Here is a 12,183-nt window from a genome sequence, read left to right on the forward strand (position 1 = left end):
TTCAGAGGAAAATTGATCTTGATGGACGTTTCCCGGCCACTCAGCAGCCACGGTTATCCACATAGCCGAAGCCGTCGCCAAAAATGTCAGAGGGCGGGGCTAGCGTTTGAGATGACAGAAGCGGCAGATCAGGCCACTCCACAGCGAGAAAGCATCAGAGGTGTGAACCATGGCGGCAGCCCCGGATCGTGAAAAGGCGCTCGAAGCAGCGCTTGCCCAGATTGACAAGCAGTTCGGCAAAGGCTCCGTCATGCGGCTGGGCGATGAAGTCCGCGCGCCCATCGAGGTCATCCCGACTGGCTCGATTGCCCTGGACGTAGCCCTGGGAATTGGCGGCCTGCCCCGCGGCCGCGTCGTGGAGATCTACGGTCCCGAATCCTCCGGTAAGACCACCGTGGCACTGCACGCGGTCGCAAATGCGCAGAAGCTGGGCGGCATCGCCGCCTTCATCGACGCCGAGCACGCCCTGGACCCGGACTACGCCGCCAAGCTTGGCGTGGACACGGACGCCCTGCTGGTCTCGCAGCCGGACACCGGCGAGCAGGCCCTGGAAATCATGGACATGCTCATCGGTTCCGGATCCCTGGACATCATCGTCATTGACTCCGTGGCCGCACTGGTTCCCCGCGCCGAAATCGAAGGCGAAATGGGCGACTCCCACGTCGGCCTCCAGGCCCGCCTCATGAGCCAGGCACTCCGGAAGATCACCGGCCGCCTGAGCCAGACCAAGACCACGGCCATCTTCATCAACCAGCTGCGCGAGAAGATCGGCGTGTTCTTCGGATCCCCCGAAACCACCACCGGTGGCAAGGCCTTGAAGTTCTACGCCTCCGTGCGCATCGACGTCCGCCGTATCCAGACCCTCAAGGAGGGCGCGGACTCGGTCGGCAACCGGACCAAGGCCAAGATCGTCAAGAACAAGATGGCACCGCCCTTCAAGATCGCCGAATTCGACATCATCTACGGCCAGGGCATTTCCCGCGAGGGTGGCATCATCGACATGGGCGTGGAACACGGCATCATCAAGAAGTCGGGTTCCTGGTTTACCTATGACGGCGACCAGCTGGGCCAGGGCATGGAGAACTCCCGGCGCTTCCTGCGCGACAACCCCGAACTCGCCCAGGAACTGGAACGCCTGATCAAGGAAAAGCTCGGCGTCGGCGTCAAGCCGGCAGAGACCGAGGACTCCCCGAAGCTGAAGGCCGTTGACGGCTAGAGACGGCGCATACCGGCGCGGCGGGCGCGGGGGCGACTGGCGTAAGCCAGCGGATGAGTCGCCTGCCGTGGATTCGCCGGTGGCGGCCGATCCGGAGCCCGATCCGGCCTCCGTCGCCCGGGCGATCGTGCTGCGCCAGCTGACCAGCTCGCCCAAGAGCAGGCTTCAGCTGGCCCGGAAACTTGCCGAGCGCAATGTTCCCGAGGATGTCGCCGAGGCCGTGCTGGACCGCTTCGAGGAGGTCCGGCTGATCGATGATGCCGAGTTCGCCCAGATGTGGGTCCGCAGCCGCTCCCAGAGCCGGAAGCTGGCCAAGGGCGCAATCCGTCGCGAGCTTGCCGATAAGGGCATCGACCAGGACACCGCAGAGGACGCCCTGGGGCAGTTGAGCGAGCAGGCTGAAGAGCAGGCCGCCCGGGATCTCGTGGCCCGCAAGCTGCGGGCCGGCGTCGACCTCTCCGATCGTGCCGAACGCGACAAGCACACGCGACGGCTTGCCTCCATGCTGGCGCGCAAGGGCTACCAGCCGTCCATGGCATTCCGGATCGTCGCCGAGGTCCTGGCCGAGGCCGGTACCGAAGCCGGTACCCTTGACTAGTGAGTTTGACCATTCCTTCCCCAGCAGCAGACACCACACCCTCTGACGCGCCGCAGCAGCGGACGTACCAGGTCAGGACCTTCGGGTGCCAGATGAACGTCCACGACTCCGAGCGCATGGCCGGCCTGCTTGAAGCCGCCGGATACGTGCCCGCCGAGGGCGCCCTGGCCGACGTCGTGGTGTTCAACACCTGCGCTGTCCGGGAGAACGCGGACAACAAGCTCTACGGGAACCTGGGCGAACTCAAGCAGGTCAAGGCCGCCAACCCGGGGATGCAGATCGCCGTCGGCGGCTGCCTGGCGCAAAAGGACCGCGACACCATCGTGCGCAAGGCCCCCTGGGTGGACGCCGTCTTCGGCACCCACAATGTCGGCGCGCTGCCGGCACTGCTGGACCGGGCCCGCCACAACAACGAGGCCCAGTTGGAGATCCTGGAATCCCTGGACGTCTTCCCGTCCACGCTCCCCACCAAGCGCGACTCGGTCTACTCGGGCTGGGTGTCCATCTCCGTGGGCTGCAACAACACCTGCACGTTCTGCATCGTGCCGTCGCTGCGAGGCAAGGAAAAGGACCGCCGCCCCGGCGAGATCCTGGCCGAAATCCAGGCACTCGTGGACGACGGCGCAGTCGAGGTCACCCTCCTGGGGCAGAACGTGAACTCCTACGGCGTGGAATTCGGGGACCGCGAGGCCTTCTCCAAGCTGCTGCGCGCCTGCGGCCAGATCGAAGGCCTGGAGCGCGTCCGTTTCACGAGCCCGCACCCGGCCGCCTTCACCGACGACGTCATCGATGCCATGGCCGAGACGCCCAACGTCATGCCCCAGCTGCACATGCCGCTGCAGTCCGGCTCGGACAAGGTCCTCAAGGACATGCGCCGCTCCTACCGCTCCACCAGGTTCCTGGGCATCCTGGACAAGGTCCGCGAGAAGATCCCCAACGCGGCCATCTCCACCGACATCATCGTGGGTTTCCCCGGCGAGACCGAGGAAGACTTCCAGGGAACGCTCGACGTCGTCGAGAAGTCCCGCTTCGCCTCGGCCTTCACCTTCCAGTACTCCAAACGTCCCGGGACCCCGGCCGCCGAGCTGGCGGAGCAGCTGCCCAAAGCTGTTGTGCAGGAACGCTACGAGCGCCTCACCGCCCTGCAGGACCAGATCGCGGCCGAGGAAAACGCCAAGCAGCTTGGCCGCCGGGTCGAGGTCCTCGTGACCGCCCAGTCCGGGCGCAAGGCCGGGGAAACGCACCGCCTGTCCGGCCGCGCGCAGGACCAGAGGCTGGTGCACTTCTCCGTCCCGGAGGGTGCCGAGACCCCGCGCCCCGGCGATTTTGTCACCGTGACCATCACCGAGGCCGCAGCCTTCCACCTCGTGGCCGACCCCGCTACGATGGCCGGCTACTCCCTGCGCCGCTCCCGCGCCGGTGACGCGTGGGACCGCTCGCAGGCCGATTCCTGCGGCGCCCCGGTGCCATCTTCCGCCACGGGCAAGGCCGGCGTGTCCCTGGGCATGCCCTCGCTGCCCCTCCGCCGCGGCTAGGACCGTGGCCACTGCACCCGCGCAGCCCGGGGCCGCCCAGCCCCCGGTGATCGCCGTCGTCGGGCCCACAGGCTCGGGGAAGTCCGATCTCGGCGTCGAGCTGGCCCTTGCCCTCGACGGCGAGGTCATTAACGCCGATGCCATGCAGTTCTACCGGGGCATGGACATCGGCACGGCCAAGATCAGCCTCGCCGAACGCAAGGGCGTGCCGCACCACCTGCTGGACACCCTCGATGTCGCCCAGGAAGCCAGTGTTTCGGACTTCCAGGCCGAGTGCCGCGCCGCGATCGCCGGCATCCACGCCCGCGGCAGGCGGGCCATCCTGGTCGGCGGTTCCGGCCTGTACGTCCGGGCTGCCCTCGACATCCTTGAATTTCCCGGGACCGATGCCGCCGTCAGGAAACGCCTCGAAGGCGAAGTCGAAGCGGCCGGCCTGGCCGTGCTGCAGGAGCGCCTGCGGGACGTTGATCCAGTCTCGGCAGGACGTGTCAGCGATGCCCGCCGCGTCATCAGGGCCCTGGAGGTCTTCGAAATCACCGGGCGCCCCTTCAGCTCCTACATGCCAACGCGCGAATACTTCCAGCCCGCCGTGCAGATCGGTCTCGACGTGGATCGGGAGCTCCTGCGAGAACGGCTCGCCGCGCGCGTCCACCGGATGGTCGATGCCGGGCTCCTCGCCGAGGTTGAGCGGCTCGACGCCGCGGGCCTGCGCCAAGGCAGGACGGCCTCCCGCGCCCTGGGCTACTCCCAGTTCCTGCGCGTGCTCGACGGCGACTCGGATGCCGCGGCGGCGGCCGAGGAAACCATCGTGGCCACCCGGCAATTCGCCCGGAGGCAGCTGACGTGGTTCCGGGCGGATCCGCGCATCCACTGGATCGACTGGCAGGACCCCGGACTGCTGGCCAAAGCCGTGTCCCTCGTCTGACACCCGGCTGCTGACAGTCGCGTTCCCAGCACCTGTTGCCGGGGCAGCGGCCACAGGCAATTTCGGGCGGATCCCGCGCTGCGGGTAGCCTAGTTCCATGGATGAAACTCTTGCAGTTCCCGCCCCGCAGCCCCCGGCTGACGGTTCCGCCACGTCCGCTTCAACGCTCAGCGGGCTGGCGTTCTCCAAGGGCCATGGAACGGGCAATGATTTTGTCCTGATCGCCGATCCCGAGGATTCCCACCTGATTTCCCCGGAGCAGGTAGCGCAGCTGTGCGACCGGCACCTGGGCATCGGCGGCGACGGCCTCATCCGTGCCGTACCGTCCCGCTTCCTGCCTGAGGGCCGCGATCTCCTTGCCGCCGACCCCGCCGCCGAATGGTTCATGGACTACCGCAACGGCGACGGCTCGCTCTCGGAAATGTGCGGCAACGGCGTGCGCGTCTTCGTCCACTTCCTGATAGCCCAAGGACTCGTCCAGCTGGGCGCCGGCGAAAGCCTCACCATCGGCACGCGCGGCGGCATCAAGAAGATCGTCCGCACGGACGGCGGCTACGCCGTGGACATGGGCCCTTGGGAATTCATCTTCCCGGAGGAGGCCACCAGCAAGGCCATGGACGCGCTCGTTAGTGCCGAAGGCCTCGAAGTCGCCCGTCCCGGGCTCTCCGTCAGCATGGGCAACCCGCACACCGTGGTGGCCCTGGCCGAGCTCAGCGAACTCGCAGCAACCCAGCTGTTCAAGGCTCCCGTCGTGGATCCGAAACCCGTGAACGGCACCAACGTCGAGTTCGTGGTTCCGGCCGAACCCCTGGTGCACGACGGCGTCGGCACCATCACCATGCGCGTCCACGAACGCGGGGTGGGCGAGACCCAGTCCTGCGGCACTGGCGCCTGCGCCGCCGCCGTCGCGATCCGGCACTGGGCCGGGGCCGGCGCTCCGGACGCCTGGCAGGTAAACGTTCCGGGCGGCGTCGTCGGCGTGACGTTCTTCCCAGGCGACAGCGGCCGCGAGCATGTGGAGCTCAGCGGTCCCGCCGTCATCGTCGCTAGTGGGACGCTTTCCTGACCCGCAGAATCCTGAAGGATTTGGACGTGCTTTCACGGGACACCGTGAAAGTGCTGTCCAGCTGCTCGCCAAGCCAGCGCTGCAGCGAGTCCGAGCCGAGGTTCTTCTGGACCACCAGCCAGGCGTTGCCGCCCGGCGCCAGGCGCGGAAGCCATTTGAGCAGCACCGAGTGCAGTTCGTCCTTGCCGATGCGGATGGGCGGGTTGGACCATATGGTGTCGAACATCAGTGAAGGGTCGACGTCGTCGGGCAGGCTCGCGGTGACATTCCTCAGTTTCAGTGCGGCAGCGTTCTCGTTCGTCAGCGTGATGCAGCGCTCATTGACGTCGACGGCGTAGACGCTTGCGTGCGGGGCCATGAGGCCCATGGTCAACGCGATCGGTCCCCACCCGCAGCCGATGTCCAGCAGATTTCCCTGCGGGGAGGGCGCCGGAACCTCGGCCAGAAGCACCGTGGTGCCCTTGTCCACGCCGTCCGGGCTGAAGATGCCGGAGGAGGTCTGCAGCCGCCGCTGGGCGCCGGCGAGTTCCACCGTGAGGGGCTTGCGGGTGAACGGTCCGGCCGGCTGGGCGCTGAAATAGTGTGCAGACTCCATAATTTGCCAGATTAGTTGCCCGCGGGCGGCTTGGGAAACTGCCCGCCCCGGCGGGCGGTTGACACACGCTGCTAGGGTTGAAGACATGTTCTTGATCTTCGAGTAGCCGGCACCGCCCGCGACGCACGCCAGCGCACCAGCGCTGCGCCATTCCGCGCGGCAGGTCCCACCGGTGCAGACTGTCCGCCATCCATACGATGGCGCCTGCAGTTGACCGGGCACTCAGAACATCAATCCTCCCGCCACCAGGCCGCAGCCTCGGACCGGCGGTTTTCCCTGCAGCAAAGTCCACGGCCCAGACGCCGCAGCTGCCACGAGCCCACCTTGGAGGCCCGGATGACCCAAGACCGTCAGCCCAGCGCGAATACCGCACCGCTGGACGCCAAAGAGCACTATTCTGGATATGCCGAACACCATAAGGAGACCATGACCACCCAGCAGCACTCCGGATCCGAATCCGACGCCCAGAACATGGGGCCTGAAGAAATCCAGGCTGTCATCGACCGGATTTTGTCCAAGGAAGCCCCCTCCGCGGCTCCAGCAGACCAGGACGCCAGGGGAGTGTTCGGCAAGGCCCAGGCGATCTCCACCCTCGACCACGAGCACAGCGTCTACGACGGCGAGCAGGAAGATCTTGCCGAGCGCCGCGCCCTGCGCCGCACGGCCGGTCTGTCCACGGAACTCGAGGACGTCACCGAGGTCGAATACCGGCAGCTGCGCCTCGAGCGCGTGGTGCTGGCCGGGCTCTGGACCGAGGGCACCCTGGCGGACGCCGAGAACTCCCTGCGGGAACTGGCCGCACTGGCCGAAACCGCAGGTTCGGAAGTGCTGGACGGGATCGTCCAGCGCCGCATGAAGCCGGACCCCGGCACATTCCTGGGGTCGGGCAAGGCGCAGGAACTCAAGGACATCGTGTCGTCCACCGGCGCGGATACCGTGGTGGTGGACACCGAGCTTTCCCCGTCCCAGCGCCGTGGCCTTGAAGACATCGTCAAGGTCAAGGTGGTGGACCGTACCACACTGATCCTGGACATTTTCGCGCAGCACGCCAAGAGCCGCGAGGGCAAGGCCCAGGTGGAACTGGCCCAGCTGGAATACCTGCTTCCACGGCTCCGCGGCTGGGGCGAGTCGATGTCCCGCCAGGCCGGTGGCCAGGTGGGCGGGGCGGGCGCCGGCATGGGTTCGCGTGGCCCGGGTGAAACCAAGATCGAACTGGACCGCCGCCGCATCCGCACCCGGATGGCCAAGCTGCGCCGCGAGATCGCCGCGATGAAGCCGGCCCGCGAGACCAAGCGGGCCAACCGGCGTCGTAATTTCGTCCCCTCGGTGGCGATTGCCGGCTACACCAACGCCGGCAAGTCCTCATTGCTCAACCGCTTGACTGACGCGGGTGTGTTGGTGGAGAACGCGCTGTTCGCCACACTGGACCCCACGGTGCGCAAGGCCCAGACGCCCGACGGGATCGGCTACACGCTCGCCGATACGGTCGGCTTCGTCCGCTCGCTGCCCACCCAGCTCGTGGAGGCTTTCCGCTCCACCCTGGAGGAAGTGGCGGACGCCGATCTGATCTTGCACGTGGTGGATGCCTCGCACCCGGATCCGGAAGGCCAGATCGCCGCCGTACGGCACGTATTCAGCGAGGTGGATGCCCGCAAGATCCCGGAGATCATCGTCCTCAACAAGGTGGACGTGGCGGATCCGTTCGTCGTGGAGAGACTGAGGCAGAGGGAACCCCGGCACGCAGTGGTGTCCACCCGCACGGGCCAGGGTATTGCCGAGCTCCTGCAGCTCATCAGTCAGGCCATTCCGCGGCCCGGTGTCCGTATGGAAGTCCTCATTCCGTACCACCGCGGGGACCTGATCAACAAGCTCCACAACTCCGACGCCGAGATCCTCAGCTTGGAGCACGAGGAACACGGCACGCGTGTGCTGGCAATGGTCCGCGAGGGCCTCGCCGCCGAACTGGAGTCGTTCGTCAGCAATGGTTGAGAAGGTGGCGGGGGACGCCGGCGAAACGGCCGGGGAGAAGTTCACCCTGGAGCTCCTGGACAAGGCCGTGGCCGGCATGGGCGGCCAAAGCCGTGCAGGCCAGCACGAGATGGCCCGGCAAGTGGCCCGGGCCATCGGCGCGGGGGAGCACCTGCTCGTCCAGGCAGGGACAGGCACAGGGAAGTCCCTGGCGTACCTGATTCCGTTGATCGCCCACGCGATGGACAGCAACAAGCCGACCCTCGTGTCCACCGCCACCCTCGCACTGCAGACCCAGATCGTGGGCCGCGACCTGCCGCGGCTCCTCAATACGATCGATCCCGTCTTGGAACGCCCCGTCAACGTGGCGCTCGTGAAGGGCCGGGCCAACTACGTGTGCCTGCAGAAGCTTGAGGGCGGCTTCCCCAGCGAGGAGCCGGCCGAAGGGCAATTGTTCTCCCTGGGCGAGGACACCAGCGTGCCGCACTTTGCCGCTGCAGTGGGGGGTCCGTCGTCGCAGTTGGGCAAGGAAGTGGTGCGGCTGCGCGAATGGGCCGCCAAAACCGCCACCGGCGACCGGGACGAGCTCATGCCTGGCGTCACCGACCGCGCCTGGCGCCAGGTCTCCGTCACGTCGATGGAGTGCTTGGGCGCGCAGAAATGCCCCATGGCCGAGGACTGCTTCAGTGAACTGGCCCGCGCCCGGGCTGCCGAGGCCGACGTCGTGGTCACCAACCACGCCATGCTCGCCGTCAGCGCCTTCGAGGGCCTGGCCGTGCTGCCCGAATACGACGTGGTGGTGGTGGACGAAGCCCACGAACTGCAGGACCGGGTCACCGGGGCAGTGTCCGGGCAGTTGTCTGTGGCCATGGTCCATGCCGCCGCGTCCAGCGCGCGCAAGCACACCGCCATCACCGTGGACGCACTGTACGCCGCCGCGGAACGCCTGGAACATGCGGTGGCCGGCGCGCCGAGCGGCCTGCTGCCCCATGGCCTGAACAGTGAGCAGCTCGACTGCGTGGATCAGTTGCGTGACGCCTCGCGTGCCGCCCTGTCCGACTCGAAGTCGGACTCTGCGAACGCCGTCGACGGCGGCCGGCAGCTTGCGCGCTCACGGCTCATGCTGATCCTGGAGCTGTGCGAGCGACTGCTGGCAGCACAGGAAAACCGCGAGGTGGTCTGGTTCTCGCGGAACAGCACCTTCGACCCCCAGCAGGGCTACGCGCAGCCCGACGAGACGTCGCCCGTGCTGATCAACGTTGCCCCGCTGAGCGTGGCCGGCCGCCTGCGGGAAGGCCTGTTCGCCGGGCACACGGTGGTGCTCACCTCGGCCACCCTGGCGATTGGTTCCGCGTTCGAACCGGCTGCCGGCGGACTGGGCCTGACCGGCGACGGCGCCCCCAGGTGGACCGGGATTGACGTCGGTTCCCCGTTCGACTACCCCAGGCAGGGCGTGCTCTACCTGGCCAAGCACCTGCCCAAACCGGGCCGCGGCACCTCGCCCGAGGCGCTGGACGAGCTGGAGGACCTCATCCGGGCCTCCGGCGGAGGTGCGCTCTGCCTGTTCTCCTCACGGCGGGCTGCGGAGGAGGCTGCGGAGGCGATGCGGGCCAGGCTAGATGTCGACATTCTCTGCCAGGGTGAATCGACCATGGCGGCCTTGGTGCGCCAATTCGCCGAGGAACCGGACACCTGCCTCTTCGGCACCATGTCCCTGTGGCAGGGTGTCGACGTGCCGGGCGGATCGTGCCGGCTGGTGGTCATCGACCGCATTCCGTTCCCCCGCCCCGATGACCCGCTCATGACGGCGCGCTCCCGGGCCGTGGCACAGGCCGGCGGCAACGGTTTCATGGCGGTCTCCGCAACGCATGCGGCCATCCGCCTGGCCCAGGGGGCCGGCCGCCTGATCCGCTCCACCGGCGACAGGGGTGTGGTGGCCGTGCTGGACTCACGGTTGTCGACGGAGCGCTACGGCGGCTTCCTGCGCGCCGCCCTGCCGCCGTTCTGGGCCACAACGGACCGGGCCGTGGTGCGGGGCGTGCTGGAACGGCTGCACGCAGCAGACTCCTAGTCCTCCTGCTAGTCCGCTGACATATCGCCGACGCCAGGTGTGCCATCGGCGAGCGCGTAACGCTGCAACACCGCACCCTTCGGTGAGGCGACCACCGGCTCGATGAGTCTGAGGTTCGTCGGAACCACCCCGTCGGCGAAGACTCTCTTTCCGCTGCCGAGGAGGATCGGATACACCCAGAGCGTGAGCCGGTCGAAGAGCCGCTCGGCGAACAGGGTCTGCACGAAGTCGAGACTGCCTATGACGTGGATGTTCGCGTGCCGTTCGCGCAGTTCGCGCACGGCTGCGACGACATCAGGACCGAGCAATGTGGAGTCGGCCCACTCGAGGGCCGGCGTCTGGCGCGAGGCCACGTATTTCGGGAGCCGGTTGAACAGCCGCGCGATGCCCCCGTCCGCGTGCGGCCAGTACGCGGCGAAAATGTCGTAGGTCCGGCGCCCCAGCAGCAGCGCGTCCATCCCCGCCATCCCAGAGTCGACCTGCTCGCCGACGACCTCGTCGAAGAGAGGCGCCTGCCAGCCGCCAAACGCGAAACCGCCGTCAGCGTCCTCGTCCGGCCCGCCAGGTGCCTGCGCGACGCCGTCGAGCGTGGTGAACAGATCGATATGGATGAGTCCCATGCCGTGCTCTTTCTCTGCGCCCGTCGTCGCCCCGGCGACGGGATCACCTCGAGGCTGCCACACGATCCCCCTGCGAAGCAACGGGTAGCAACGGCTGGAGCACCAGGCGAAGGTTTGGAGACACGCCTAGAGGGAGCGCAGCACGGACACGACCTTGCCCATGATGGTTGCCTGGTCGCCCAGGATCGGCTCATACTGCGTGTTCTGCGGCAGCAGCCAGGTGTGGCCGTCGCGCTGGCGGAACGTCTTCACCGTGGCTTCGTCATCCAGCAGGGCGGCAACGATATCCCCATTGATGGCATCATTCTGGCGCCGGACCACTACCCAGTCGCCGTCGCAAATGGCGGCGTCGATCATGGAGTCGCCGGCCACCCTCAACATGAAGAGCTCGCCGTGGCCTACCAGCTGGCGGGGAAGTGAGAGGACGTCTTCCACCGTCTGGTCGGCCAGGATGGGCCCGCCGGCGGCAATGCGTCCCACGAGGGGCACCATGGCCATGTCGCTGGCACTGGCCAGCTCAGTCACGGCCAGGCCGGCGGTGCTGCGCAGCTTCGCCGGGGTCTCGACGCCCGGGATTTTCGCGCCGGCATCAAGAATCAGTGGCATGAGGACTTCCATCGCCCGGGGGCGCTTGGGGTCCCGCCGCAGATAGCCGAGCTTCTCCAGCTGGGACAGCTGGTGTGTGACGCTGGACAGGCTGGCGAGCCCCACGGTGTCGCCGATCTCACGCATGGACGGCGGGTAGCCGTTGTCATTGACCGAACGCTGGATGGTTTCCAGGATCTTCTTCTGCCGGACGGTCAGGCTCTTGGGACTCTTCTGCGGCTGGCTGCGCAGGCTTGCCCTGCCGTCCGTGGCTTTCGCTGCCATGTTCGCCAACGCCCTTCCGTTCCGCCCGGCCGCGTGTCCTGCGGTTTCCGGGACTGTTCGGTCTGAATGTCAGACCCTGTTGATCCACTGAAACAGTGCCTGTTTCTTCACTCAAACGTAGGCCAGGCGCAGGCGTTTATCAAACATTTGTTCTAGCGAGTCTCGACACCGTTCGTTGATAAGTGCTAAAAATGTCACAGCAAGGTTCGAATATGTGTTCTATAAAACCTTCGGCCGGGCTCCAGTGTTCGAATGATTCATTCGAACACCGGGCCGCGAAGGGCCAACGGATACAGAAAACGGCAGCCGCCCACCGGGATACACCGGGCGGAGGCGATCGCTCAGGAGGGCTCAGCTCATGTCTACACACACCACGGTCCAGGGTTCCCACTACACGCCGGCACCCGGCAAGCTTCGGCTGACCCGCCGCGGCCGGATCGTCTTCTTCGGCTTCCCGTTGTTCGTGCTCGTGGCTGTGCTGCTGAGCCTGGCCGGATTCTTCAACTCCCCGGCCAAGGCCTCCGACGCCGTGTCCGAGCTCCACCCGCCGGTGGCCGTCACGGTCACGGTCCAGCCGGGCCAGTCCCTATGGGGCATTGCCGGAACTGCTGCGCCGGAGCGTGACCCGCGCGATGTCATCGCCGAAATCATCCAGCTGAACAACCTCCGGGGCGGAAAGATCGTGCCCGGGCAGACCCTGTTTGTTCCTGCCGGCTAGG

General features: G+C 67.0%; 11 protein-coding genes. 8 read left to right on the forward strand and 3 right to left on the reverse strand.

Annotation, left to right across the window (positions count from 1 at the left end):
* The first annotated feature begins 169 nt into the window (after positions 1-169).
* The 5 genes from recA to dapF all read left to right on the forward strand — a co-directional run bounded on the left by recA (position 170) and on the right by dapF (position 5,340).
* Positions 170-1,216 carry a recombinase RecA gene (gene recA, locus J1902_RS05450; RefSeq protein ID WP_207615235.1) on the forward strand — a complete coding sequence of 349 codons (1,047 nt, stop codon included), beginning with the start codon at positions 170-172 and terminating at the stop codon, positions 1,214-1,216.
* Positions 1,217-1,295: 79 nt separating this feature from the next.
* Complete coding sequence (locus tag J1902_RS05455) at positions 1,296-1,814, forward strand: regulatory protein RecX (RefSeq protein WP_307794378.1); 519 nt, start codon at positions 1,296-1,298, stop codon at positions 1,812-1,814.
* A complete protein-coding gene (gene miaB / locus J1902_RS05460) occupies positions 1,814-3,349 on the forward strand; it encodes a tRNA (N6-isopentenyl adenosine(37)-C2)-methylthiotransferase MiaB (protein WP_207615237.1) in 1,536 nt (511 codons plus the stop codon). Before J1902_RS05455 ends, miaB begins: the two co-directional genes overlap by 1 nt.
* Positions 3,350-3,353: 4 nt before the next feature.
* Positions 3,354-4,274 carry a tRNA (adenosine(37)-N6)-dimethylallyltransferase MiaA gene (miaA, locus tag J1902_RS05465; RefSeq protein ID WP_207615238.1) on the forward strand — a complete coding sequence of 307 codons (921 nt, stop codon included), beginning with the start codon at positions 3,354-3,356 and terminating at the stop codon, positions 4,272-4,274.
* A 97-nt stretch (positions 4,275-4,371) separates the two neighbouring features.
* On the forward strand, positions 4,372-5,340 hold the full coding sequence (gene dapF, locus J1902_RS05470) for a diaminopimelate epimerase (RefSeq protein ID WP_207615239.1): 969 nt from the start codon (positions 4,372-4,374) through the stop codon (positions 5,338-5,340).
* Here dapF and J1902_RS05475 read toward each other — a convergent pair.
* Positions 5,321-5,935 (reverse strand): class I SAM-dependent methyltransferase, encoded by a 615-nt coding sequence (locus tag J1902_RS05475; RefSeq protein ID WP_207615240.1) that lies wholly within the window; start codon positions 5,933-5,935, stop codon positions 5,321-5,323. The genes dapF and J1902_RS05475 overlap by 20 nt on opposite strands.
* A 426-nt stretch (positions 5,936-6,361) precedes the next feature.
* On the opposite strand from J1902_RS05475, the gene hflX reads away from it, so the two are divergent.
* Positions 6,362-7,924 carry a GTPase HflX gene (gene hflX / locus J1902_RS05480; protein ID WP_207615241.1) on the forward strand — a complete coding sequence of 521 codons (1,563 nt, stop codon included), beginning with the start codon at positions 6,362-6,364 and terminating at the stop codon, positions 7,922-7,924.
* Entirely contained in the window at positions 7,917-9,974 is a 2,058-nt protein-coding gene (locus J1902_RS05485) for an ATP-dependent DNA helicase (protein ID WP_207615242.1), read from the forward strand. The genes hflX and J1902_RS05485 overlap by 8 nt, the downstream gene beginning before the upstream one ends.
* A gap of 8 nt (positions 9,975-9,982) precedes the next feature.
* On the opposite strand, the gene J1902_RS05490 is transcribed toward J1902_RS05485, so the two are convergent.
* Together J1902_RS05490 and lexA are read right to left on the reverse strand one after the other, a co-directional pair.
* Positions 9,983-10,594, reverse strand: coding sequence for a dihydrofolate reductase family protein (locus tag J1902_RS05490; protein WP_207615243.1), 612 nt, complete (start codon positions 10,592-10,594; stop codon positions 9,983-9,985).
* A 126-nt stretch (positions 10,595-10,720) separates the two neighbouring features.
* Complete coding sequence (gene lexA / locus J1902_RS05495) at positions 10,721-11,464, reverse strand: transcriptional repressor LexA (RefSeq protein WP_207615244.1); 744 nt, start codon at positions 11,462-11,464, stop codon at positions 10,721-10,723.
* Positions 11,465-11,822: 358 nt separating this feature from the next.
* On the opposite strand from lexA, the gene J1902_RS05500 reads away from it, so the two are divergent.
* A complete protein-coding gene (locus J1902_RS05500; RefSeq protein WP_207615245.1) occupies positions 11,823-12,182 on the forward strand; it encodes a LysM peptidoglycan-binding domain-containing protein in 360 nt (119 codons plus the stop codon).
* The last annotated feature ends 1 nt before the right edge of the window (position 12,183 follow it).

Origin of the sequence: Arthrobacter cavernae, from assembly GCF_017368795.1 — a bacterium.
Lineage (GTDB): Bacteria > Actinomycetota > Actinomycetes > Actinomycetales > Micrococcaceae > Arthrobacter > Arthrobacter cavernae.